General features: G+C 72.3%; 22 protein-coding genes and 1 pseudogene. 8 read left to right on the top strand and 15 right to left on the bottom strand.

Annotated elements, in window-relative coordinates; translation table 11 throughout:
- The first annotated feature begins 41 nt into the window (after positions 1 to 41).
- From ACWDGI_RS30870 to ACWDGI_RS30860, 3 genes are all read left to right on the top strand, one after another.
- Positions 42 to 1,463: a glycosyltransferase gene (locus tag ACWDGI_RS30870; RefSeq protein WP_450764570.1), complete on the top strand. Its 1,422-nt coding sequence runs from the start codon at positions 42 to 44 to the stop codon at positions 1,461 to 1,463.
- A gap of 77 nt (positions 1,464 to 1,540) precedes the next feature.
- Positions 1,541 to 2,863 carry a nucleotide sugar dehydrogenase gene (locus ACWDGI_RS30865; protein ID WP_450764568.1) on the top strand — a complete coding sequence of 441 codons (1,323 nt, stop codon included), beginning with the start codon at positions 1,541 to 1,543 and terminating at the stop codon, positions 2,861 to 2,863.
- Between the two features lie 75 nt (positions 2,864 to 2,938).
- Complete coding sequence (locus ACWDGI_RS30860; protein WP_450764566.1) at positions 2,939 to 4,153, top strand: glycosyltransferase; 1,215 nt, start codon at positions 2,939 to 2,941, stop codon at positions 4,151 to 4,153.
- Positions 4,154 to 4,241: 88 nt separating this feature from the next.
- On the opposite strand, the gene ACWDGI_RS30855 is transcribed toward ACWDGI_RS30860, so the two are convergent.
- Together ACWDGI_RS30855 and ACWDGI_RS30850 are read right to left on the bottom strand one after the other, a co-directional pair.
- Positions 4,242 to 4,652: a VOC family protein gene (locus tag ACWDGI_RS30855; protein WP_450764564.1), complete on the bottom strand. Its 411-nt coding sequence runs from the start codon at positions 4,650 to 4,652 to the stop codon at positions 4,242 to 4,244.
- 116 nt (positions 4,653 to 4,768) lie between these two features.
- Positions 4,769 to 5,194, bottom strand: coding sequence for a PPOX class F420-dependent oxidoreductase (locus ACWDGI_RS30850; protein ID WP_450764562.1), 426 nt, complete (start codon positions 5,192 to 5,194; stop codon positions 4,769 to 4,771).
- Positions 5,195 to 5,281: 87 nt separating this feature from the next.
- Between ACWDGI_RS30850 and ACWDGI_RS30845 the strand changes: the two genes are divergently transcribed.
- From ACWDGI_RS30845 to ACWDGI_RS30835, 3 genes are read left to right on the top strand one after another with little or no spacing between them, the layout of a single operon-like run.
- A complete protein-coding gene (locus tag ACWDGI_RS30845; protein WP_450764560.1) occupies positions 5,282 to 5,863 on the top strand; it encodes a TetR/AcrR family transcriptional regulator in 582 nt (193 codons plus the stop codon).
- Positions 5,860 to 7,200, top strand: coding sequence for an MFS transporter (locus ACWDGI_RS30840; protein ID WP_450764559.1), 1,341 nt, complete (start codon positions 5,860 to 5,862; stop codon positions 7,198 to 7,200). Before ACWDGI_RS30845 ends, ACWDGI_RS30840 begins: the two co-directional genes overlap by 4 nt.
- 48 nt (positions 7,201 to 7,248) lie before the next feature.
- The gene (locus ACWDGI_RS30835) at positions 7,249 to 8,472 is read left to right on the top strand and encodes a serine hydrolase domain-containing protein (protein ID WP_450764557.1); all 1,224 of its coding nucleotides are present in this window, start codon (positions 7,249 to 7,251) and stop codon (positions 8,470 to 8,472) included.
- A 107-nt stretch (positions 8,473 to 8,579) separates the two neighbouring features.
- Here the strand turns inward: ACWDGI_RS30835 and ACWDGI_RS30830 are convergent, their stop codons facing one another.
- Positions 8,580 to 9,725, bottom strand: coding sequence for an NAD(P)/FAD-dependent oxidoreductase (locus ACWDGI_RS30830; protein WP_450764555.1), 1,146 nt, complete (start codon positions 9,723 to 9,725; stop codon positions 8,580 to 8,582).
- A 55-nt stretch (positions 9,726 to 9,780) separates the two neighbouring features.
- The gene (gene ribA / locus ACWDGI_RS30825) at positions 9,781 to 10,440 is read right to left on the bottom strand and encodes a GTP cyclohydrolase II (RefSeq protein ID WP_352222015.1); all 660 of its coding nucleotides are present in this window, start codon (positions 10,438 to 10,440) and stop codon (positions 9,781 to 9,783) included.
- Positions 10,441 to 10,479: 39 nt separating this feature from the next.
- On the opposite strand from ribA, the gene ACWDGI_RS30820 reads away from it, so the two are divergent.
- Entirely contained in the window at positions 10,480 to 11,238 is a 759-nt protein-coding gene (locus ACWDGI_RS30820) for a creatininase family protein (protein WP_450764840.1), read from the top strand.
- 98 nt (positions 11,239 to 11,336) lie between these two features.
- On the opposite strand, the pseudogene ACWDGI_RS30815 reads toward ACWDGI_RS30820, so the two are convergent.
- The 5 genes and pseudogenes from ACWDGI_RS30815 to ACWDGI_RS30795 all read right to left on the bottom strand — a co-directional run.
- Positions 11,337 to 12,218, bottom strand: a pseudogene (locus ACWDGI_RS30815) (lysylphosphatidylglycerol synthase transmembrane domain-containing protein); the annotation flags it as partial.
- The gene (locus ACWDGI_RS30810) at positions 12,215 to 13,162 is read right to left on the bottom strand and encodes an SAM-dependent methyltransferase (RefSeq protein ID WP_450764838.1); all 948 of its coding nucleotides are present in this window, start codon (positions 13,160 to 13,162) and stop codon (positions 12,215 to 12,217) included. The gene ACWDGI_RS30810 and the pseudogene ACWDGI_RS30815, both read right to left, overlap by 4 nt.
- 92 nt (positions 13,163 to 13,254) lie before the next feature.
- Positions 13,255 to 14,466: a glycosyltransferase family 4 protein gene (locus ACWDGI_RS30805; RefSeq protein ID WP_450764553.1), complete on the bottom strand. Its 1,212-nt coding sequence runs from the start codon at positions 14,464 to 14,466 to the stop codon at positions 13,255 to 13,257.
- Positions 14,463 to 14,861 (bottom strand): 6-pyruvoyl trahydropterin synthase family protein, encoded by a 399-nt coding sequence (locus ACWDGI_RS30800; protein WP_351699293.1) that lies wholly within the window; start codon positions 14,859 to 14,861, stop codon positions 14,463 to 14,465. The genes ACWDGI_RS30805 and ACWDGI_RS30800 overlap by 4 nt, the downstream gene beginning before the upstream one ends.
- A 150-nt stretch (positions 14,862 to 15,011) precedes the next feature.
- Positions 15,012 to 15,995 (bottom strand): dehydrogenase, encoded by a 984-nt coding sequence (locus tag ACWDGI_RS30795; RefSeq protein ID WP_450764551.1) that lies wholly within the window; start codon positions 15,993 to 15,995, stop codon positions 15,012 to 15,014.
- 121 nt (positions 15,996 to 16,116) lie between these two features.
- Between ACWDGI_RS30795 and ACWDGI_RS30790 the strand changes: the two genes are divergently transcribed.
- Positions 16,117 to 17,031, top strand: a complete 915-nt coding sequence (locus ACWDGI_RS30790; protein ID WP_450764549.1) for a CDP-alcohol phosphatidyltransferase family protein — start codon at positions 16,117 to 16,119, stop codon at positions 17,029 to 17,031.
- Between the two features lie 60 nt (positions 17,032 to 17,091).
- Here the strand turns inward: ACWDGI_RS30790 and ACWDGI_RS30785 are convergent, their stop codons facing one another.
- The 6 genes from ACWDGI_RS30785 to ACWDGI_RS30760 form a co-directional block, all read right to left on the bottom strand.
- Complete coding sequence (locus ACWDGI_RS30785; protein ID WP_450764547.1) at positions 17,092 to 17,814, bottom strand: YcnI family copper-binding membrane protein; 723 nt, start codon at positions 17,812 to 17,814, stop codon at positions 17,092 to 17,094.
- A gap of 41 nt (positions 17,815 to 17,855) precedes the next feature.
- Positions 17,856 to 18,506, bottom strand: a complete 651-nt coding sequence (locus tag ACWDGI_RS30780) for a hypothetical protein (protein ID WP_450764545.1) — start codon at positions 18,504 to 18,506, stop codon at positions 17,856 to 17,858.
- Between the two features lie 144 nt (positions 18,507 to 18,650).
- Positions 18,651 to 20,525 (bottom strand): discoidin domain-containing protein, encoded by a 1,875-nt coding sequence (locus ACWDGI_RS30775; protein ID WP_450764543.1) that lies wholly within the window; start codon positions 20,523 to 20,525, stop codon positions 18,651 to 18,653.
- Between the two features lie 145 nt (positions 20,526 to 20,670).
- The gene (locus tag ACWDGI_RS30770) at positions 20,671 to 22,029 is read right to left on the bottom strand and encodes a GH1 family beta-glucosidase (protein WP_450764541.1); all 1,359 of its coding nucleotides are present in this window, start codon (positions 22,027 to 22,029) and stop codon (positions 20,671 to 20,673) included.
- Between the two features lie 38 nt (positions 22,030 to 22,067).
- Complete coding sequence (locus ACWDGI_RS30765; protein WP_450764836.1) at positions 22,068 to 22,907, bottom strand: carbohydrate ABC transporter permease; 840 nt, start codon at positions 22,905 to 22,907, stop codon at positions 22,068 to 22,070.
- Positions 22,908 to 22,914: 7 nt separating this feature from the next.
- The gene (locus ACWDGI_RS30760) at positions 22,915 to 23,904 is read right to left on the bottom strand and encodes a carbohydrate ABC transporter permease (RefSeq protein WP_450764539.1); all 990 of its coding nucleotides are present in this window, start codon (positions 23,902 to 23,904) and stop codon (positions 22,915 to 22,917) included.
- Positions 23,905 to 23,906 lie beyond the last annotated feature (2 nt).

Here is a 23,906-nt window from a genome sequence, read left to right as displayed (position 1 = left end):
CCATGCCGCGCCGTGTTTTCTGGATCCCCCGTGCACTCAGCTTGGCCGCATCCGTCGCATGGGGCGAGTTGCGGAACGATCCCGCGCGGGCCGCACTGCTCGGCGTACGGCTGCTGCCGGGGCGGGTGCGGCGCGGGCTGCGGCCGGTCGAGCGGCGGCTCGCCGCCCGGGCCCGGTCGGCCGGGCCGGCCGCCATGCCGTCCGCCGCCCGGATCCCGGGGCCCGCCGGGCGACCGGTGCGGCCCGAGCCGGGCCGGGTGCTCCATGTGGTCACCAACGGGCTGCCGTTCAAGCACGCCGGTTACACCGTGCGTACCCAGGCCCTCGCCGAGGCCCAGCGGGCCGCCGGGCTCGATCCGCACGTGGTGACCCGGATCGGGTTCCCGGTGGCGCAGGGCGTCCTGGACGCCCGCCCGCTGCAGATCGTGAACGGGGTGCCGCAGCACCGGCTGCTGCCGCTGAACCTGCCGTACGGGCAGGGCCCGGCGCTGGCCCGCAACGCCGAGCTGGCCGGACGCCTGGTGGAGCGGCTGCGGCCCGCCGTGCTGCACGCGGCCACCGACCACGGCAACGGGCGGGTGGCGCTGGCCCTGCGGGAGACCTACGGGCTGCCGGTGGTGTACGAGGTGCGCGGCTTCCTGGAGGAGACCTGGCTGACCCAGGCGGCGGGCCGCACTCCGGACGACCCGACCTACCGTGCGCGGCGCGCCCTGGAGACGTACTGCATGCGCCAGGCCGACCTGGTGCTGACCCTGGGCGCGGCGATGCGGGCCGAGATCGTGTCCCGTGGGGTGCCCGAGGAGCGGGTCCTGATCGTGCCCAACGCGGTGGACGACGCCTTCCTCGCCCCGCCGCCGGACGGGTCGGAACTGCGGGCCCGGCTCGGTGTCGCGGCGGACGACTATGTGGTGGGCACCGTCAGCAGCCTTACTCCACACGAGGGAATCGGCACATTGCTCCATGCGGGTGCCGAGCTGCGCCGCCGAGGGGTTCCGCTGCGGCTGCTGATCGTCGGTGACGGACCCGAGCGCGGGGCGCTCGAGGCGCTGGCCCGCCGGCTGGGACTCGGCGCCGGCGTCGCGCTGTTCACCGGCCGTGTCCCGCACCACCAAGTGCGCTCCTACCACGCGGTTCTCGACGTTTTCGCGGTGCCGCGCACCGATGAACGGGTCTGCCGGCTGGTCACCCCGCTGAAGCCGGTCGAAGCGATGGCGAGCGGTGTTCCCGTGGCGGCCAGTGATCTCACAGCCCTGCGAGAACTGGTCGAATCGGGAGTCACCGGCCAGCTGATCTCGCCTGAATCTACGCATGCTTGGGCAGAAGCTCTCGAAGTATTGCTTTACAGTCGAGAACGGCGGCATGAATGGGGAGCGTCCGCCCGCGCTCTGGTAGCGCGTGATCGCACCTGGAAGAGGGTCGCTGCCACGACCCGAGACGCGTATCGCGCTCTTGGATGTGTCTGAGGCCCCCGTCGCCCGGAATCGCACCGTCCGGGCCCTTCGATCCATACGGCGTCTGCCGTTGAGGGCGGAGAATCCCTATGCAGGTCGAAAAGGCCGTACCGCTCGGGGAATTGAGCGAATCGCTCGGGGACGCAGAACGGACCGACGGCTTCGAACTGGCCGTCATCGGGCTCGGCTACGTCGGACTTCCGCTCGCGCGGGAGGCGTCGCTGGTCGGGCTGAGAGTGGCGGGGCTCGACCTCGACCCACGGGTCGTGGAGGGCCTCAACGCCGGACACTCCCATGTCGACGACGTCTCCGACGACGACGTCGCCCGCATGCAACAGGCCGGCTTCACCGCGTACACGGACGACGCCTGTCTGGCCCGTGCGCAGACGATCGTGATCTGTGTGCCGACCCCGCTCAGCGAGGACGGCGGTCCCGATCTGAGCGCCGTGACCTCCGCGGCCCGGGCGGTGGCGCGCAGGCTGGGCCGCGGGCGGCTCGTCGTCCTCGAATCCACGACCTATCCGGGCACCACCGAGGAGGTGGTGAAGCCGATCCTGGAGGAGTCCGGACTACGGGTGGGCGACGACTTCTCGCTGGCGTTCTCACCGGAGCGGATCGACCCCGGCAACACCACCCACGGGCTGCGCGAGACCCCGAAGGTGGTGGGTGGCTGCACCCCGGCGTGCGCGGCCCGGGCGGCCGCCTTCTACGGCAAGCTCGTCGACACCGTCGTCCAGGCCAAGGGCACCCGGGAAGCAGAGATGGCCAAGCTCCTGGAGAACACCTACCGGCACGTCAACATCGCCCTGGTCAACGAACTGGCCATCCTGTGCCAGGAGTTGCGCGTCGACGTCTGGGACGCGATCCGCTGCGCCGGTACCAAGCCGTTCGGCTTCCAGGCCTTCCGGCCGAGCGCCGGGGTGGGCGGCCACTGCATCCCCATCGACCCCAACTACCTTTCGTACAAGGTGCGTTCGATCGGCTACGAGTTCCGGTTCGTGGAACTCGCCCGGGAGATCAACGCGCACATGCCTGAGTACGTCGTCCGGCGCGCGCAGGATCTGCTCAACCACGAGGGCCTCGCCCTGCACGGCTCCCGGGTGCTGCTGCTCGGCGTCACCTACAAGCCGGACGTCGCCGACCAGCGCGAGGCGCCGGCGGTGCCGGTGGCCCGGCTGCTGCGGGCCCGGGAGGCCGAGATCGCCTTCCACGACCCGTTCGTGCCCGCCTGGTTCGTGGACGGGGAGGCCGTGCCACGCGTCACCGACGTCATGGCCGCCGTGCGCTCGCACGACCTGACGATCCTCCTCCAGGACCACTCCGCCTACGACCTGCCGGCCATCGGCGACGAGGCCCGGCTGCTCTTCGACACCCGCGGGCGGATCTTCCGGCCCGGTGTCGAGGTGCTGTAGGCGACCTCAGCGGCAACTCCCTTCCCGCCGCCCGGAGTCCGAGGGCTCCGGGCGGCGGGGTCGAAAGGCGCTCAGATGCGGATACTCGTCGTCACCGTCGTCCACCACCCCGAGGACGCGCGCATACTGCACCGGCAGATCACCGCACTCCGGGAACGGGGCCACCACGTCGTGTACGCGGCGCCGTTCTCGGCCCGTGAGGTGCGCCCCCGCGCGGACCTCGAGGGCATCGACCTGCCCCGGGCGGCGGGACGCAGCCGCCGGGCGGCGGTGGGCGCCGCCCGCGCCCTGCTCGCCGACCGCGGCGGCGAGGCGGACGTGATCCTCCTCCACGACCCGGAACTGCTCCTGGCCCTGCCCGGCACCCTGCGCCGCTGGCGGCGGTCCGAGGCGGCACCGGTGGTCGTCTGGGACGTCCACGAGGACACCGCCGCCGCGCTCGCCATGAAACGCTGGGTGCCCCGGCCGCTGCGGCCTCCGCTGCGGCTCGCCGTGCGGGCGGCCGAGCGGCTGGCGGAACGCCATCTGCGGCTGCTGCTCGCCGAGGACGCCTACCAGGAGCGGTTCCGCCGCGCCCACCCGGTGGTGCCCAACTTCACGACGGCGCCGGTGCAGGCGCCCGAACCGCCGGGCAGCGAACGGGTCGTCTACGTCGGCCACCTGTCCCGGGCGCGCGGCGCACTGGACCTGATCGAGACCGCCCGGCACCTGGGGCCCGGTCTGCGCGTCGAGGTGGCCGGCGCGGCCGACCCGGACGTCCGTGCGGCGCTGGCGGCGGCCGACCGGGACGGCGTGCTGCGCTGGCACGGCTTCCTGCCCAACGACCGCGCCCTCGCACTGCTCGCGGGTGCCCTGGCCGGCCTCTCCCTCCTGCACGACCAGCCCAACTACCGTCATTCGCGGCCCACCAAGGTCGTCGAGTACATGGCCCACGGCGTCCCCGTCGTCACCACGCCCACCCCGCTGGCGGCCGACATGGTCGAGCGGCACGGCTGCGGTCTCGTGGTCCCCTACGAGGACCCGCGCGCCGCGGCGGCGGCGATACGACGGCTGAGCACCGACGCGATACTGCGCCACACCGCGGCCCAGCGCGGCCGCGAGGCAGCCGTGACGCACTTCAACTGGCCCGACAAGGCGGCCGAGTTCACCCACCTGCTGGAGACCTGGGCACGGGAGGAGGCCGGCGTCGGACGCGCGGGTGGCGAGGCCGGTACCGGGCGGCCGCGCCTCCGCCCGGCGACCGGAAGCCGGTCACCCGGCCCCGGGCCGCGCCCTGGGCGGGTCGGCTGAACTCGACGCGCACGCAGATCACCACAGGTGCCACGTTGATCACACGCGGAGGCCGGCGGCGGGCGGGCTGAGCGGCAAGCGCTGCCGGCTACGCGTTGGACCAGCCCCGCTCGCAGAGCACGAGCCGGTATCCGTCCGGGTCCTCGACGGTGACGCCCCACCGGTTCCAGTACGGGTTCGGTGACGGCACCCGCTTGCCGCCGTGCTCCTCCAGCCGGGCGACCAGGTCGTCCGGCACCGGGCCGTCGACGTAGACCACCAGCAGGTCCTCCTCGGTGGGCCGCGGCTCGACCGGCCGGCCCGGTTCACGGACCAGCTCCAGATGCCAGCCGGCGTCCGGCCAGCCCAGCATCAGCAGGTCGTGCTCGCCGGGTTCCGGTCCGCCCTCGGCCCGCCACACCACACCGAGGCCCAGCCCGCGCACCCAGAAGCGCTCGGCCGCGGCGAGATCCCGGGAGGGCCGGGCGACGCGGATGTGACTGCGACCGTTGACGGGCATCCTGACCTCTTCCTGAGCTGCCGTTCCCTGCTCGGCAGCCTAGGCATCCGGCCCGCACGGAACCATCGGCCGATCGCCCTCGGTCACAGGGCCTAGGGCCGGCCCCCGGGATCCGCTCAGGCGCGCGGAATGCCGTACGCCCGCTCCACGCGCAGCCGCAGCACCAGCCGGCGGTCGCGGACCATCGCGGCACGGTAGTCGTCCCAGTCGGGGTGCTCGCCCTGGACGTCACGGTAGAGGCGGACGAGTTCCTCGACGGTCTCGTCGTGGGGGTCCTGGGCGACCGGCGAGAGCTCGGCGGTGCCCTCGGCGACCGTGTACGCCCACCGGTCGGGACTGGTGACGTGGTACGAGGCACGCGGGTCACGGCGCAGGTTGCGGGTCTTGGCGCGGTCGTCCGTGATCGAGACCCGGACGGTCCGCTCGTCCGGGTAGTACGCGTGATTGACATTGGACAGCTGGGGACGGCCGTCGCTCTTGAGGGTGACCAGCACCCCGTTGTGGCCTTCGGCGAGCAGCTTCAGAAGAGCGTCCTGGGTCATGCGTGGAACAACCCCGCGGCGCCCGCCCGGCATTCCCGCCACCAGATTTGGTAGACAGTGTCTACCGCCTCCTGGTAGACAGTGTCTATGAACGAGTCCGACATGAGCCTGCGGGACCGGCTGGTCGACGTGGGCGTGGTCCTGGTGGCCGCCGAGGGCGCCGGGGCGCTGACCCTGCGGGAGATCGCCCGCCGGGCCGGGGTCTCGCACGGGGCACCGCGCCGCCACTTCCCCACGCATCTCGAACTGCTCTCCGCCATCGCACGCCGGGGCTTCACCGAACTGGCCGTACGCGCAGAGGAGGCGCTGGGTGACAAAAGGGCAGCGCCGCGCGCACAGGTCGCCGCGCTGGCCCGGGTGTACCTGGAGTTCGCGCGCGACAACCAGGGCATGTACGAGCTGATGTTCCGTCATGATCTGCTGGAGAGCGGTCACCTGCGGCTGCGGGAGACCAGCCTGCCGCTGTTCGGCCTGCTGGCGGACCTGGTCGGCCAGGCGCGCCCCGGTGCGGACGCACGGCTCGTCGCGGGCGCCCTGTGGGCGAACCTGCACGGCATCGCCCAGCTGTGGGCCTGGGGCAGCCTCCGACTCGCCACCGGCGCCGACGACTTCGCGCCGCTGCTGCGTGCGGCGCTGGACGCCCACCTCGGGCCGGAGGCCGGCCGGTGAACAGGCGGCTGACGCTGGCGAGCAGTGTCGTGGGCGCCATGGTCGTCGCTCTGGACGGCACCGTCCTCACGGTCGCCCAGCCCACCCTGCAACGGGAGTTGCACGCCTCCTTCGCCGAAGTCCAGTGGACCAGCACCGCCTACCTCATCGCGGTGGCGAGCCTGCTGGTGTGTGCCGGGCGGCTCGGCGACCGGTACGGGCAGCGGCGGATGTTCGGGCTGGGCATGCTCGGCTTCGGCGCCGCCTCCGCGGGCGTCGGCCTCGCGCCCGGGATCGGCTGGGTGATCGGACTGCGGGCAGTACAGGGTGTGTTCGGGGCACTGCTGCAACCGGCCACGCTCGGCATGCTGCGGGCCGGGTATCCGCCGGACCGGCTCGCCAGGCCACTAGCAGTGCGTACGGCGGCCATCGGGCTGTCGGCCGCGGCCGGGCCGTTGGTCGGCGGCGCACTGGTGACGGGGCTGGGCTGGCGGGCGGTGTTCTTCCTCCATGTGCTGCCGACGGCCGTCCTCGGGGTGCTCGCGCTGGCCCGGCGGGAGCAGGAGTCTGCGGTCCGCACGCCGCTGGACGTGCCGGGCGCGGTGCTGCTGGCGGTGACCGCGGCCGGCCTGGTGCACGGACTGGTCACCGGTACGCCGCTGAGCCTCGCGATGGCCGTGGTCACCGGGGTGGCGTTCGTCCGGCACGAGCGGCGGTCGGCGAGTCCGCTGCTGCCGCCCGGGCTGATCGGCGCCCCGGCGGTCGGGGCGGCCCTCGGCATCCTGGTCGCCGCTTCGGCGGCCCTGTCCGGCACGCTCTTCGTCGCCGTGTACGCCCTGCAGCGCACGCTCGGCCTCGATCCGTTCGCCAGCGCCCTGCGCGGTCTGCCACTGCCGGTACTGATGGTGGGGTCCGCCGCCGCGTGCCCGGTCCTCCTGCGCCGCCTCGGCCCGCGCCGCACCACCGCGACGGCGATGGCGCTCCTCGCGCTCGGCGTCCTGCTGCTGATCCGGCCCTCGGCGGCGCCCGCGCTGTACGGCGGGTTCGGGCTGCTGGGTGCCGGGTTCGGCACCGTGATGGTGGCGGCGACCCAGGTCGTCGTACGGCAGGCGGACGTGGGGTCGGCCGGGGTGGCGGGCGGGGTGCAGCAGACCGCGCTCAACCTCGGGCCCGCGTTGGGGGTGGCCGTGGCGGGCACGTTGGTGGGGTCAGGGGTCGTAAAGCCGCTGCTCGTACTGGCGTTCCTGGCCGTGCCCGGCGTGGCGGCCGCGTCTCCCTTACCCGGCGCCTCTTCTATAGCGTCCGTCACACCACACGCGGATGAGCGGGTCGGTTCCCCGCTTCCTGCGCGACGATGAGGTCCGAGGTCGGACCGCACAGCGGGACGACACGACCGGAGGAGAGCGATGGCACAGCTGCGACAGGAAGTCGACCCCAGCGAGGTCGGGCTGGACGTGAAGGCTCTGGACCGCCTCGACCAGCACTTCGCCCACTACGTCGACGAAGGGCGCCTGCCCGGCTACCTGGTGGCCCTGGCGCGCGGCGGCCGGATCGCCCACCTCACCACGCAGGGCCACCGTGACCGCGAGGCCGGACTGCCGGTCGAGCCGGACACCATCTGGCGGGTGTACTCGATGACCAAGCCGGTCACCGCGGTGGCGACACTGCTGCTGGTGGAGGAGGGCCTGCTCTCCCTGGACGACCCGGTCGGCCGCCTGCTGCCGGAGTTCGCCGATCCCCGGGTTTACGTGAGCGGTTCGGGCGCGGACATGGTGACCCGGCCGGCCGACGGGCCGATCCTGATCCGGCATCTGCTCACCCACACCGCCGGACTGACCTTCGCGTTCTACCACTCGCACCCGGTGGACGCCCGCTACCGCGAGGCCGGCCTGGAGTTCTCGGTGCCGGCGGGCGCGGACCTCGCCGAGACCATGCAGGTGTACGCGCGTATGCCCCTCCAGTTCGAGCCGGGCACCCAGTGGAACTACTCCGTCGGCTTCAACGTGCTCAGCCGCGTCATCGAGGTGGTCTCCGGGCAGCGGCTCGACGAGTTCTTCGCGGAGCGGATCTTCCGCCCGCTCGGCATGCCGGACGCGGGCCTGCACATCGCGCCCGAACAGGCCGACCGGCTCTCGGAGTTGTACGGCGAGACGGAGGACGGCGGCCTCGCGGCGATCCCCGGGCTGCCGTTGCGCGGCCGCCCCCGCCTGCTGTCCGGCAGCGGCGGCCTCGCGGCGACGGCCTACGACTACCACCGGTTCACGGAGATGCTGCGCCGGGGCGGCGAACTGGACGGCGTCCGGCTGCTCTCCCCCGCCTCGGTGGCCCTGCTGTCCAGCAACAACCTGCCCGGCGGCACCGATCTGCGTACCTTCGGCGCCCCTCCCCACCAGGAGCCCGGCAACGACGGCCTCGGTTTCGGCCTGGGCGTCTCGGTGGTGATCGACCCCGGCCGCACGTTCTCGCCGAGCAGCCCGGGCACCTACGGCTGGACCGGAGCGGCCACCACCGCCTTCTGGGTGGACCCCACGCACGACCTCACCGTGCAGTTCTACACCCAGGTGCGCCCCAAGACCCTGAAGATCCTCCCGGAGCTGCGCCGGCTGGTCCACGAGACGATCCAGGACTAGCACGATCCAAGACTGGCACGATCCAGGACTGGCACGATCCAGGACTGGCACGATCCAGGACTGGCACGATCCAGCACCAGGAGGGTCGTGGACCAAGGGGTGTCCGGTCAGACCAGGTTGGTCTCGGGACGGGACGCGTCGGCCGCGAACCGGCCGGCGCCGAGCGGGCGGACGTCCAGGAAGGGGGCGCGCCCCAGGTAGAGGTCGCGGATCACCTCGCCGACGGCCGGGCCCTGGAGGAAGCCGTGGCCGGAGAACCCGGTGGCGTACAGGAACCGGGAGACCGAGGTCGCCTCGCCGATCAGGGCGTTGTGGTCCGGGGTGTTCTCGTACAGGCCGGCCCAGCCGCCGGTGCGGCGCAGGTCGAGCAGGGCGGGCGCGCGCCGCTGCATCGCCGCGCACAGACGCGGGACCCAGCGGTCGTGCGGGTCGGTGGCGAAGCCCGGCTGCTCGTCCGGGTCGGACATGCCGAGCAGCAGTCCGGGGCCCTCGCCGTGGAAGTACAGGCTGGTGCTGAAGTCGATGGTCATGGGGAGTGTCGGCGGCAGTCCCTGGACCGGTTCGGTGACCGCGATCTGCCGGCGCAGCGGCTGCACCGGCAGGTCGACGCCCACCATCGCGCCGACCGCCCGTGACCAGGCGCCGGCCGCGCAGACCACCGTCTCGGTGGCGATCCGGCCGAGGGTGGTGTGCACGGCGGTGATGCGGGCGCCGTCCTGTTCGATGCCGGTGACCTCGGTGTGACGCAGGATCCGGGCGCCGTGGGCGCGGGCGGCGGCCGCGTAGCCGTGCACGACGGACTCGGGGGTGCAGTGGCCGTCGTCCGGGGAGTAGGCGGCGGCCAGCAGTCCGTCGGTGGCGACCAGCGGGGAGAGCCGGGCCGCCTCCTGCGGGGTGAGCATCCGGCTGGGCACACCGAGGTGGTTCTGGAGCCGGACGCCGGCCTCGAAGGAGGCGACCTCCTCGGGGGTGGACAGGAGGAAGAGGTAGCCGACGCGGCGCAGCCCGATGTCGTACCCGATCTCCTGCCCGAAGCGGGCGAAGGCCTCCAGGCTGCGCGCGCCCAGCTGGATGTTGAGCTCGTCGGAGAACTGGGCGCGCACCCCGCCGGCGGCCTTCGAGGTGGATCCGGCGGCGAGTTCGTCCCGTTCGACGAGGACGACGTCACGGACGCCGGCGCTCGCCAGGTGGTAGGCGATGCTGGTGCCCATCACCCCGCCGCCGATGATCACGACCTGGGCCCGAAGATTCACGCGTGCGCCTCCTGTCGGTCTCCCCTGTTCCTTCCCCGGGAGGCCGCCCGGTACCTCAGGACCAGTGCGCCACCGCGTCCAGGTGGGGCAGCACGTGGTCGAGGCGCTCGCGCTTGGTCCGCAGGTAGGTGATGTTGTTCTCGCACGGCTCGATCAGCAGCGGGACCGTCTCGGCGACCTCGATGCCGTGGCGGACCAGGGACTCGCGTTTGCGCGGGTTGTTGGACATCAGGCGTACCGAACCCACCCCGAGGTCGCGCAGGATGCCGGCGGCGACACCGTAGTCGCGGGCGTCGACGGGCAGACCGAGCGCGAGGTTGGCCTCGACCGTGTCCAGGCCCTCCGCCTGGAGCGCCATCGCGCGCAGCTTGGCGAGCAGTCCGATGCCGCGGCCCTCGTGCCCCCGCAGGTAGACGACGATGCCGCTGCCCTCGGCGACGACCGCGCGCAGGGCGGCGGCCAGCTGGTCGCCGCACTCGCAGTGCTGGGAGCCGAACGCGTCACCGGTGAGGCACTCCGAGTGCAGCCGGGTCAGTACCCGGTCGCTGTCGATGTCCCCGTAGACCAGGGCGACTTGCTCGTCACCGCGGTCGTGGTCCAGGTAGCCGATCGCCTGGAATTTCCCGTAGACGGTGGGCAGCGGTGCATTGACGACGCGTTCCACGCCCGAACGCCGTGGGGACTTCTTGCCGAGTACGCCGATGTTCTCTGTCATGATCTGATTCCTAAGAGGAGACGAAAGGCCGTGAAAAAGATGAATGGTTCGGGCGCGCGTACGGCGGCATACGGCTTGTTGCCGACGGACACCACGGAAGAGGTACGGACCAGGGGGGCGGGCGTTTCAACTCAGGTCGCCGTCCTTCCCGTGGGGAGCTTCGAACAGCACGGTCCCTTCCTTCCGCTGGCGACGGACACGCTCGTCGCCTGTGCCGTCGCCCGGGAGATCGCCGACGCGTTCCCGGTGCACCTCCTTCCGCCGGTGACGATCTCCTGCTCGCACGAGCACGCGGCCTGGCCGGGGACCGTCAGCATCTCCTCGGTGACCCTGCACGCGGTGGTCCGGGACATCGCGGAATCGTTGCGCCGCTCGGGCGTCGAGGCGCTGGTCGTGGTCAACGGCCACGGCGGCAACTACGTGCTGGGCAACGTCGTCCAGGAGGCGTCCGCGCGGGGCGAGCGGATGGCCCTGTACCCGGCCGCGGAGGACTGGGAGACAGCGCTTTCGCGGGCCGGAGTGGAGACCTCGGCGCTCACCGACATGCACGCGGGAGAAATCGAGACCTCGATTCTGCTGCACGCTCATCCCGAATTGGTCCGCCCTGGTCACGAGTCCGCCGATTTCACCGCTGACGACCGCCGTCATCTCCTCACCCTGGGAATGTCCGCCTATACCGAGTCGGGCGTCATCGGCCGTCCCTCCCTGGGGTCGGCGGAAAAGGGGAAGGAACTCCTGGCGAGCCTCGCCGATTCCTTCGGCGCGGTTTTCGAACTGCTCGCCTCGGGGCGGGAGTAGCGCATCCCGGTGTACCAGCGGACGACCAGGACCACCAGCCCCGGCAGGGCCGCCACGAAGCTGAGGACGCCGTAGACGACGGCGGTGGCGAGCCCGCTGTCCGCGCCGAGGCCTGCCGCAGCGAACGCCCAGGCGGTGACGCCCTCCCGGGGGCCCCAGCCGCCGACGTTCAGCGGCAGGCCCATGGCGACCAGGGCGAGCACCGCGATCGGCGTCAGCGCGGCCACGGAGGCGGCGGAGCCGGCGACCCGCGCGGCCACCACGAACATCCCGACGTGCCCGGCGAGGATGACCGCCGAGGACAGCGCGACGCCCGGCCCGGTCCGCCGTGACAGCAGCGCCGTGCGGGCCTCGGCGAGCGTCGCGCGCAGGGCGCCGCCACGCTTGCCCGTGGCCCTGTTCATGCGGACCGCGACCACGACCGCGCAGGCGCCCGCCAGGCCGGCCGCGACCAACGGGGCGAAGCTGCGCGCCTGGTCGCGGACCGGCGAGGGCAGGATCAGCAGCGCGCCCGCGCCGAACACCGTCAACGCGATCTGCCCCGCGGCCCGTTCCAGCACGACCGCGCGGACCCCGCGCCCGATGTCGCCCTCGCTCTGCCCGTGCCGGACCGCCCGGTGCACATCGCCGAGGACCCCGCCGGGCAGGGCCGCGTTGAGGAACAGCGCACGGTAGTAGTCGCCCACGGCGGGCCCGAGCGGCAGCCGCAGACCGAGGCTGCGGGACACCAACTGCCAGCGCCAGGCGCTCAGTACGGTCGTGACCGCCCCGATCACCAGGCCGGCGACCAGCGTCGGGGTGTCGATGCGGCGCAGCCCGTCGACGAAGACGCCGGTGCCGAGCCGCCACAGCAGCACGGCGATGATGGCGACTCCGGCGACGGTGCCCAGGTGGGCGCGGACGGCACGGAAGGTGAGACGCCGGGGCACGGTCACCGGGTCGACGGGCGCGGTCCCGCGGACCAGGGTGGGGGTGGTCATGAGCTGCCTCCGGTCGGCCGGGCGAGTGCCAGCAGGTCGCTGTGGTGCAGGACGACCCGCAGTTCACCGGTGGCGCAAGCGGCGAGCCGCTCGGCCAGGTAGGCCTCGGCGCGCTCGGCCAGTTCGGGACGCTCCTCGACGGCCGCGCCGACCCAGCCGCGCAGCCACTGCTCGGTGAGCGCCTTCTCGTCGGGGCCGAGCCGCCAGGGGCTGGGGTTCACCTTCACGGTGGCGCCGCGGTCGGCGAAGGCCTCGCAGGCGGCGGTGACGGCGTCCGGGCCGAGCATCCCGCCGCGCCGCTGGTGGGCGTTGAAGGCCTCCGTCAGCTCCGCGTCCAGCGGGTGGGGGGTGTCGAACTCGACCCGTCCGGCGACCGAGAGGGTGAGCAGGGCGGGGCAGCCGGCCCCGGCGCAGGCCTCGGCGAGGGTGTCGACCTCCTCGCGGGTGAGCACGTCGAGGAGTGCGGAGGCGGTCACCAGCGAGGCGCCTATCAGCGCGTCGGGGGTGAGCCGGGCGACGTCACCGCGGCGGGTCTCCACCGTGACCCGGCTGCCGTCGGCGGCCACCCGGGGCGAGGCGACGGCGGCGAAGTGCAGGAGGTAGGGGTCGCGGTCGTGCAGGATCCAGTGCTGGGCGCCGTCCAGGCGGGGCGCGAGCCAGCGGCCCATGGAACCGGTGCCGCAGCCCAGGTCGTGCACGACCAGACCGCCCGCCTTGCCGGGCAGGTTGGCCAGCCGGATCCGCAGCGGGTCCAGCAGGTCGTGTGCCCGGGCGGCCGCGTCCGCGCTCTCCCGCAGCTCCAGCCACTCGGGCGCGTACCGGGCCGGCTCCTCGGGCTCGCTCTCGCGCAGGCGTACGGTGGCCCGCTCGCCGAGGCGTACGACAGGTCCGGCTCCGGCTATGACCTCGGTCCGCCCGGGTTCCCCGGAGGCTGCGGCATCCATGTGCTCTCGTCCCACCCCTGCATCGGTGACATCCGTGGGCCCGGGCTGCGCGGGGATCGCGCCGACCGGAGTAGTGGTGGTCGTCTCGCTGCTCATGCCGCCCTCCGGGGTTCGTCGGGGAGTCTCAGCAGGACTCCGGCCAGGCTGCGGGCGGTGGTCGCCCAGCCGTCGAGCGCCGCCCGCCGGCCGCGCGCGGCGGCCTTCAGACGACGGCGTACGTCCGCCTCGCCGAACCAGCCGCGCAGTTCGGCGGCGAGCGCGGCGGGGTCCTCCGGCGGCACGAGGATGCCGGGTACCCCGCCGTCGGGAGCCCTACCGACCGCCTCCGGCAGGCCGCCGACGTCGGTGGCGAGCACCGGGATGCCCCGGGCGAGGGCCTCGGTGACCGCCATGCCGTAGGTCTCGGCGTACGAGGTGAGGACCATCAGGTCGGCGGCGGCGTAACTGGCGTCGAGGTCGGCGCCGGAGCGGGGGCCGGCGAGGTGCAGCCGCTCCGTCAGTCCGTGCCGGGTGATCAGCGACCGCAGATGGGCGACGTACTCGGGGTCCTGGCCGAGGCCGCCCACGCAGGTGCAGGTCCACGGCAGGTCCCGGACCGCCGCGAGGGCCTCGACCAGCCGGTGCTGGCCCTTGCGCGGGCTGACGGTGGCGACGCACAGCAGGTGCGAGACCCCGTCGGTGCCGCCGGCCAGCGGGGCGATGTCGGCACCCGGGGCGGCGACATGCACCCGTTCGGGTGCCAGACCGTGGTGCGAGACCAGCCGCCGTACCGCCCAGTCGCTGGTCGCCACCACGGCCGGCACGGCGCGCAGCACCGCGCGCTCCCGGGCGTCCAGGTCGGCGGCCACCGCCGGGTCGAGCCCGGTCTCGTCGCCCAGCGGCAGGTGCACCAGGACGGCGAGCCGCAGCCGTTCGGCCTCCGGTACGACGACCTCGGGGACCCCGCACGCCACCAGGCCGTCGAGGAGGACGACGGCGCCGTCGGGCAGCTCCCGCAGGGTGCGGGCGAGGGCGTCCCGGCCGGCCGCGTCGGGGCGCGGCCAGGAGCCGGGCACCGGGTGCCGGGTGACCTGCCAGCCGAAGCCGGGCAGGTCCAGGCAGACCCGCCGGTCGTAGGCGTTGCCGCCGCTCGGGGTGGCCAGGTCGTCGACGCCACCGGGCATGACGAAGTGCACGACGCGCAGGGACATGGGCAGGATCCCGATGTTCGCGGGGGCGTTCTCGACGGCCGGGTCGGTGGTCGCCGCGCGCTGCGCGGGCACGTAGGTCAGGGCCGGTGCCCGGCCGAGGGACACGTCGGTCACAGGGCACGCTCGTAACTCGCCCAGGCGACATGTGACTCGTGCAGGGTGACGGTGAGGCCCGCGAGGCCCCGGGCGCCCTCGCCCAGGGCACCCTTCTCGATGCGCTCGGCCAGCCGGTCGGCGATGACCTTCGCCAGGAACTCCGTGGAGGTGTTGATCCCGGCGAAGTCCGGCTCGTTGTCGAGGTTTCTGTAGTTCAGCTCGCTGACCACGGCGCCGAGTTCCTGGGTGGCAAGACCGATGTCGACGACGATGTTGTCGTCGTCCAGCTGCTCACGGCGGAAGGTGGCGTCCACCAGGAACGTGGCGCCGTGCAGTCGTTGCGCGGGCCCGAACACGTCGCCGCGGAAGCTGTGGGCGATCATGATGTGATCGCGGACGGTGATGCTGAACAACGGACGACCCTCCAGGTGCGGCGCGTCTGGTCCCCCGGCTGATCCCTGCCGGGGGATGCCCTTAATACGGCTCTTGGCTTCCCCGTGTTCAGTCCACTCTCACTCTTTTCTCAGGTCAGGACCTCTTGGCGGCCCGCATTGGACATTCCGTCAGCCGACGTCGCCGTAGCGGACCCGGTGACAGAGCGCCGGGATCTCCCCCGAGGCGAGTTTCGGCAGTACCTCCGGGAGCTCTTCGAACGCGCTTTCCCCGGTGATGAGGGCGTCCAGGGCCGGATCGGCGAGCAGGTCGAGGGCCAGGGCGAGCCGGTCGGCGTAGGTACGGCCGGCCCGGGCGGCCGGAGAGACCGTGCCGACCTGGCTGCTGCGCACGGTGAGACGGCGGGAGTGGAAGGCCTCGCCGAGCGGGAGGGCGATCCGCCGGTCGCCGTACCAGCTCAGTTCGAGGACCGTGCCCTCGGCGGCGAGGAGCTCCAGGGCGCGGGTGAGGCCCTGTTCGGTGGCGCTGGCGTGCACGACCAGGTCGCAGCCGTCCAGGGCGTCCCCGGGCGTCGCGAAGTCCACCCCGAGGGCCTCGGCGGTCTTGGCTCGGGCCGGGTCGGCGTCGACCAGCTGGAGCCGTACGCCGGGGAAGCGGGCGAGCAGGGCGGCGACCGAGCAGCCGACCATGCCGCCGCCGATCACCGCGATCCGGTCGCCGACCAGGGGCGCGGCGTCCCAGAGGGCGTTCACGGCGGTCTCCACGGTGCCCGCGAGCACCGCACGCGCCGGTGGTACACGATCCGGTACCACCGTCACCGCGCTCACCGGAACGACGTAACGCGTCTGATGCGGATACAGGCAGAACACCGTACGGCCGACCAGCTCAACCGGACCCGCCTCCACGACGCCGACGCTCAGGTAGCCGTACTTCACCGGCCCGGGGAACTCGCCCACCTGGAACGGCGCCCGCATCACCGCGTGTTGGCTCTCCGGTACCCCGCCGCGGAACACCAGCGTCTCGGTCCCCCGGCTGACTCCGGAGTACAGCGCGCGCACCAGCACCTCGCCCTCGGCGGGCTCCGCGAGGGTGACGTCACGCAGCTCTCCGTGGCCCGGAGAGCGGAGCCAGAACGCGCGGGCCGAGCGGTTCATCGGCATCCTCCTGAACGATCGGGAAGTTGTTCACGTACCGAGATGTGCACAGCGAGAAGTGCACAGGCCGCGCACAGTACGCGGCGTTGATCGACTCTGTCACTCGGCCGGAGGACGTGCGGTGGCCCTGAACAACACATACGAAGCCAGGCTGGTCCAGCAGGAGACCGCTGTGGGAGCGGGCGTGCAGATCCTGTTGCTGACCTTGCTCGGGTCGGCGATCGGCATGGGGCCGGCCGGATGGCTGACGGGGCTCGCGTTCGCGATAGCCACCTGGGCGGTGCTCTCCCGGGCCCTGCACCGCACCCGGCCGCGCACGTTCGGCCCCGCCAACCGGGTGACCCTCGGCCGCGCGATCCTGGTCGGCGGTGTGACGGCCCTGGTCGCCGACTCCTTCGAGAGCTCCCCGCCGGTCACCCTTTTGGTCGGCCTGACCGCCGTGGCCCTCATCCTCGACGGCGTGGACGGCAAGGTGGCCCGCCACACGGGTACTTCCACGGCCCTGGGAGCGCGCTTCGACATGGAGGTCGACGCGTTCCTGATCCTGGTGCTGAGCGTGTACGTCTCGACGCAGCTGGGCCCGTGGGTGCTGCTGATCGGCGCGATGCGCTACGCGTTCGTCGCGGCGGCGAAGGTGGCGCCCTGGCTGAACGCCCCGCTGCCGCCGTCGATGGCCCGCAAGACGGTCGCCGCGATGCAGGGCATCTGCCTGCTCCTCGCGGGCGCGGACCTGCTGCCGTACCTGGCCAACCTGGCCGTGGTCCTGCTGGCGCTCGGCTCGCTGCTGTGGTCGTTCGGCCGCGACGTGGTGTGGCTGTGGCGCAACTCGCGGACGGCGGAGGCGACGGTGACGGCGCGGGAGGCCACGCCGGCGGTGACGGCGACGGAGCGGGAGGCGGCGCCTGCGGTGGCCGCGGTCGCGGAGGAGGAGCGGGTGACGGCCCGGGCGGCCGAGCTGCGCCTGACGGTGCGCGCCGAGGCGCGGGTCGAGGTGCGCACGGAGGAGATGGAGATGCTGGAACTGGCGGTCCGGTGAACTGACCGAGCGCGGCACAGGGGCCCGGACCGGGGGATGGTCCGGGCCCCTGCTGTTTGCCTACGAGCGTGCGCCCCGCGTCCGGACGAAGGCGAACGTGGCCGCCGCCAGGCCCAGGGCGCCGACGATCAGGCCCGCGATGCCGAGGCCCCGCGCGGTGGAGTCGCCGGCGTCGGCCGAGGCGGTCGTCGTCGCCTTGGCGCTGCTCTGCGTCGCCGGTGCCGTCGAGGCCGTGGCGTCGTCGCCCGCCGTGAGCTTGAGCGTCGGCGCCGGGTTCTCCGGCTCCTCGCCGCCGCTCTGCGCCTCCTCGATCCAGCGCACGACCTTGCCGTCGGAGTAGGTCTGCAGGGTCTTGAAGGCCAGCTGACCGGTGTCCTCGGGCAGCTGACCGAAGGCGACGTCGAAGTCCTCGAACTGGCCGGCGCCGATCTTGCCGCCGGTCCAGGTGATCTCGGAGGCGGCCTCGGTGATGGTGCCGTCGTCGGTCTTCACCGGGGTCTTGAGCTTGGTGGTGGTGACCTTGGCGGTCCAGCCGTCCCGCGGCGAGACGAGGACGCCCAGGACCGGGTGGTCGGTGGGCAGGAAGACCTGCACCTTGGTGGTGCTGGCGGTGTTCTCCTCGTTGGGCACCCGGAAGGTCAGCACACCGTCGGTGGCTCCCTTGGCGTAGCTCTCGGGGTGGACGGTGACGTGCGCGGAGGCGACGCCGGCGGCGGCGAGGACCGACGCGGCGGTGAGCGCGGTGACGGTGGCGGCGCGGCGCAGGGCGGAGTTGGCAGACATGGGCGAGTGATCTCCGTACGAGTGAAGTCTGTTAGAGGGTCTTACGGGTGTGAGATCGGGTACGGGATCACGGAAGGGGGGCCGCGCCGGCTCACCGCGTGCCGCAGGGCGAGCAGTCGGCGGGGGCGGGTCGGACCGGCCGGGGCCGAATGCGGGCCGGCGGCCGCGCCGGGCAGCGGGGCGTCGCGCCACCAGGCCGCCAGACCGGGCACGAGGGCGACCGCGCGGCGCAGCAGTGACCACAGCGCCGCCTCACCGCACCGCAGCCACCAGGAGGCGACCAGGGCGGCGAGGACATGGGCGAGGGTGGCGTGCGCGGTCAGGGCGTGGGCGTGCGGGTACGGATGCACCACGCCACCCATATCACCCATACCGGCCATGACATGACCGTGCACATGCATGTGGGCCATGGTCATGGTGGGCGCGGGAGCCGGGGATACCGCGCGGGCCGCGTCGAAGCCGAAGTGCAGGCCGGCCTGGGTGAGCAGCATGCCGACGCCGATCTCCGGCAGTCCGCGCTCGCGCCCCGCGAGGGCGCGCCCCAGGCCGAACACGGCGACGAACCCGGCCGCGTCGGCCCACAGCGGCGGCATCTGTCCCATGGCCAGCGCGTGTCCGGCGGCAGCCAGGAGCACGCACACCGCGGCGAACACCGCGGCACGCAGGCTCCGTACCGCCGGTGACGCATTCATGGTGAGCGATCCTCCCACGGTGGGGGGATACGCGAGGCACGGACGCCCCGTTCACCCACGGCTGGGGTTTTCCCGTGCGACGGCCGCGGTTTGCTGTGCGGGCGGCGGCCGGGCGGCGGCGGACCGCCGCCCGGCTGGGAACCGCTACTTCTTCTGCTCCACCCGCACCCAGTCCACCTCCGCCTGCACTCCCCCGGCCGCGATCTTGTCCACGCTGGACTGGGGCAGGCCCCAGTAGGGGGTGGTGACCTGGTTCCAGCCGGCGGGGTAGGCGCCGCCGAGGGCGAGGTTGAGGATGACGTACTGGTTGTGGTCGTAGACCCACTGGCCGCGGGTGGACTCCACCTTGTTGCGGGTCGTCTCCTGGACCAGGGTGTCGTCGACGTAGAAGCGCATCGCCGTCGGCGTCCACTCCACCGCGTAGGTGTGCCACTGGTCGACGGTGCCGCCGTTCGGGAAGGTCTGGCGGGCGCCGATGTTGCCGTCGGCCGAGTAGCCGGGCCCGTGCAGCGCGGTGCTCGTCCACGTCGGGTAGCCGATGTTCTCCATGATGTCGGTCTCGCCGGAGGCCGGCCAGGAGACCGAGGGGTTGTCGACGTTGCTGCCGAGCAGCCAGAAGGCGGGCCAGAAGCCGTCGCCGACCGGGAGTTTCATGCGGGCGCTGACCTTGCCGTACGTGAAGTCGAAGTGGGTGTTGGTGTCGATGCGGCCGGACGTGAAGTCGTAGGTGCCGCCGGCCGCCTGGGTGCAGCCCTTGCAGTACTTCGCCTTGAGGATCAGTTCGCCGTTCTGCGTCAGGACGTTGTTCGTCGAGTCGACGTACGCCTGGGACTCGCCGTTGACCGGGCCCATCTCGGTCCCGGTGCGGACGACCCGCCACTTGGAGCGGTCGAGTGCGGTGCCGGTGAAGTCGTCGAAGAAGGTGGTCTGGTAGGTGCCCGACTGGTCGCCTGGGAGGGCGGGGTAGGCCGCCGACGCGCTGCCGCCGGTGCCCCAGACCTGGAACTCGTAGAGGGAGTAGCCGAACTGCGCGGTGTAGGGGGCCGGGTTGTAGAAGCTGCGGCGCTCCTTGCCGAGCATCCTGACGTACCGGCCGGTGGCCGGGGAGGGGAGGGTGACGGTGTCGTGCAGGCCCGCCGCGTCCCCGGGGGCCGCGACGTTCGCGCGGCGGGCGGCGACGGCCGCGGCCGAGGGCTCGTACACCGTGCGCCAGTTGACGTTGTCGTCGGAGACCTGGAGCAGGTAGTCGACCGCGAACGCCGACTCCCAGTACAGGTCCACGGAGGAGATCGTGGAGGTGGCACCCAGGTCGACCGAGAGCCAGCGGTCGGCGTTCCAGTCGCTCGACCAGCGGGTGTAGTCGCCCTTCAGGTCGGCCGGCCAGCCGCCGTCGGTGGCGAACGCCGGTGAGTTTCCCGCGTGCTGGTAGTAGTTGGAGTACGCCGGGTGGTTCAGGGCGAGGTTGGTGACGGTCGAGGACGCGGGGGCCGGTTCACCGCCGTAGACCTTGAAGTTCCAGAGCGAGTAGCCGTAGGGGGTGGCGCGTTCGACGCCGCGCATCCTGACGTAGCGGCCGGTGACCTCCTGCGGGTAGGTGCTCGCGGTGACCGAGCCGCCGGTGCCCGCGGTCTCCGTGTAGAACGGCGTCCAGTCCGTGCCGTTCTTCGAGGCCTCCAGGACGTACCTCTTGCCGTAGGCGGCCTCCCAGTCGAGGACCACCCGGTCGATCCGGATCGTCGTGCCGAGGTCGATCCGGATCCAGGCGTCGTCCGCGAAGTTGCTGGACCAGCGGGTCGCGCCGTTGCCGTCGAAGGCCAGGCCGGGGGTGGTGCCGCCGTTCTCGCTGCCGGAGGCGGTGACGGCGTTCGGGTTCGCGGTGTAGGCGGTGTTCGCGCGGTCGGTGTCCCAGGTCACGGCGGCAGCGGCGGCGGACGCCGGTACGGCCAGGACCGGGCCCGAGGCCAGCAGGGCGGCCGTCGCGAGGGCGGCCAGGAGGGTGCGGGGAATGCGGGTCGGCATGCGGGTCTCCTGAGTGTCGATGGTGCACACGTTGTTGCGTTCATGACAGATCAGAGGGTGGTGTCCATGGACCGTCGTGCATGCGTGTGACAGTGCGGTGCGGTGGACGCGGAACTCCCCTGTGCCGCGCCCACCGCCGTTCCGGTCAGGCCGCCCGGCGGGCCTGTCCCCGGTGGTCGCGGATGATGTCCGCGTACCGGTGGCCGCTGCCCTTGATGGTGCGGACCTGGGTGCGGTAGTCGACGTGGACCAGGCCGAACCGCTTCTCGTAGCCGTACGCCCACTCGAAGTTGTCCAGCAGCGACCAGGCGAAGTACCCGGCCAGCGGGGCGCCCTTGCGGGCCGCCGAGGCACAGGCGGCGAGGTGGCCGGCCAGGTACTCCTGGCGCTCGGGGTCGTCGATCGTGCCGTCGGGGCGGACCACGTCCGGGTAGGCCGAGCCGTTCTCGGTGACGTAGAGCTTGCGGGCGCCGTACTCGTTCGTGAGGCGCAGCAGCAGCGTCTCGATGCCGCTCGCGTCGATCTCCCAGTCCATGCCGGTGCGCGGCACGTCGGGGCGGCGCACCGAACGGGCGTACGGAGCGGGCCCGTCGGGGTCGTTCTCGATGTAGGCCGGGAAGTAGTAGTTCAGGCCCAGCCAGTCCAGCGGGGTGGCGATGGTCTCCAGGTCGCCGGGGCGCTCGGGGAGTTCGACGCTGTACGTCTCGACCATGTCGGCCGGGAAGCCGCGGCCGTGCACCGGGTCCAGCCACCAGCGGTTGACGTGCCCGTCGTGGCGGCGGACGGCGGCCTCGTCCTCGGGACGGTCCGAGGCGGCGAACACCGTGGAGAGGTTGTTCACGATGCCGACCTCGGCGCCGGGCGCGGCGGCGCGGATCGCCTGGGCGGCCAGGCCGTGGCCGAGCAGCAGGTGGTAGGAGGCGCGGACGGCGGCCGTGAGGTCGGTCAGGCCCGGGGCCATCTTGCCCTCCAGGTGGCCGATCCAGGCCGAGCAGGAGGGCTCGTTGAGGGTGGTCCAGTGCCGGACCCGGTCACCCAGCCGTTCGGCCACCACGGAGGCGTAGGCGGCGAAGTGCTCGGCGGTCGCCCGCTCGGGCCAGCCGCCCCGGTCCTGCAGGGCCTGCGGCAGGTCCCAGTGGTAGAGCGTGACCGACGGGGTGATCCCCGCCGCGAGCAGGGCGTCGATCAACTCGTCGTAGAAGTCGAGGCCCTTGGCGTTGACCGGGCCGTCGCCGCCGGGCCGCACCCGCGGCCAGGCGATCGACAGCCGGTAGGCGTTGGTGCCGAGCCGGCCCATCAGGCCGATGTCCTCGCGCCAGCGGTGGTAGTGGTCGCAGGCGATGTCACCGTTGTCGTCGCCCGCGATCTTCCCGGGGGTGTGCGAGAAGGTGTCCCAGATCGAGGGTGAGCGGCCGTCCTCGGCGACGGCTCCCTCGATCTGGTACGCCGCGGTTGCCGTGCCCCACAGGAAGTCGTGCGGGAGTGCGGCGAGGTCGATGGTCACGTAATTCCTTTCGCGACAAGCTTCGGAACTGGGGGGGTTCACTTGACGGCGCCCGCCGTCAGCCCCGCCACGAGGTAGCGCTGGAGCAGCAGGAAGCCGGCCACGACGGGGACGCTCACCACGAGCGATGCGGCCATGATCTGGTTCCAGTACACGTTGTTGAGCGTGGAGTAGCCCTGGAGGCCGACGGCCAGGGTGCGGGTGGTGTCGTTGGTCATCACCGACGCGAACAGCACCTCGCCCCAGGCGGTCATGAAGGCGTAGACGGCGACCGCGACGATGCCGGGGATCGCGGCGGGTACGACGATCCGCAGCAGCGCGCCGAGCGGCCCGCAGCCGTCCACCAGCGCCGCCTCGTCCAGGTCCCTGGGCACCGAGTCGAAGTACCCGATCAGCATCCAGATCGAGAACGGCAGCGAGAACGTCAGGTAGGTGAGGATCAGGCCGCCGCGGGAGCCGAACAGGGCGATGCCGGTGGCGTTGCCGATGTTGACGTACAGCAGGAACAGCGGGAGCAGGAAGAGGATGCCCGGGAACATCTGCGTGGACAGCACGGTGACCGTGAAGACGCGCTTGCCGCGGAACTCGTAGCGGCTGACCGCGTAGGCGGCGAACACCGCGACGACGACCGAGCAGACGGTCGCCGCGACTGCCACGATCAGCGAGTTCACGAAGTACCGGGCGAGCGGGATCGTCGACCAGATGTCGATGTACGGGCGGATGGTCAGCCCGCTGGGCAGCCAGCGGAACTTGCCGGTGACGTCCGCGAGGGGCTTCAGCGAGCTGGAGATCATCACGTACACGGGGATCAGGACGAACCCGGTGAGCAGCGTGAGGAAGATCCCCCGGGCCCAGAGGAAGGAGCGCGGCGGGGCCATGGGCGAGCTAGACATCCGAGGTCCTCCGTCCGCGCGAGGTGAACACCAGGTACACGCCGGTCACCACCAGCAGGAAGAGCAGCAGGAGCACGGACATGGCCGAGCCGGTGCCGAAGTTCCAGGTGACGAAGGAGGCCTGGTAGATGTGGACCGAGATGAGGTCGGCGGCCTCCGGGGCGGACCTGCCGAACAGGACGAACGGCGTGTTGAAGTCGTTGAACGTCCAGAGGAACAGGACCAGGATCAGCACCTGGTTGACCGGGCGCAGCGAGGGCAGGGTGATCCGGCGGATCTGCTGCCACATGCCGGCGCCGTCCAGGGCGGCCGCCTCGTACAGCTCCCGCGGGATGTTCTGGAGGCCGGCCATCACGATCAGGAAGGCGAACGGCCAGCCCTTCCACACCGACACGGTGAGCAGTGCGTAGAAGCTGTTGTCGCCGATCAGCCAGAAGGACGGCTTGTCGGTGAGGTGCAGCTGGTCGTGCAGGACGTGGTTCACCAGGCCGTTGTCGTGCTGGAACATGAACACCCAGGTGATGACGGCCGCGTAGACCGGCAGCGCGTAGGGCACCAGGAACAGGGTCCGCAGCAGGCCCCGGCCGCGGAAGGTGTCCTGCATGAACACCGCGGCGGCGGTGCCGATCAGCCAGCACAGGCCGACCGAGAGCAGGGTGAAGCCGACGGTGACGAGGAACGAGTGCAGCAGGGCCTTGCCGACCGGGGCGTTGAACTCGATCGACGTCCGGTAGTTGTCGAACCCGGACCAGGGGGCGGTGCCCCAGTCGCGGATGTAGAACTGGGTCAGCTCCTTGAAGCTCATCACGACGCCGATGACCATCGGTATCAGATGGACCAGGAGTTCGAGCAGCAGGGCGGGCAGGAGAAGCAGGTAGGGCAGTCCGATCCGGCGGATCCGCCCGGGGCGGCGGCCCGAGCCGCCCGCCGCCCCGGGGGAGTTCGCACGCACCGGCTCGTGCACGGCGGTGGTGGTCGTCATGG

It is taken from the genome of Streptomyces sp. NPDC001220 (genome assembly GCF_053597895.1).
The sequence above is the reverse complement of the archived record's forward strand: the minus strand, read 5'-3'. Positions and strand labels throughout refer to the sequence as shown.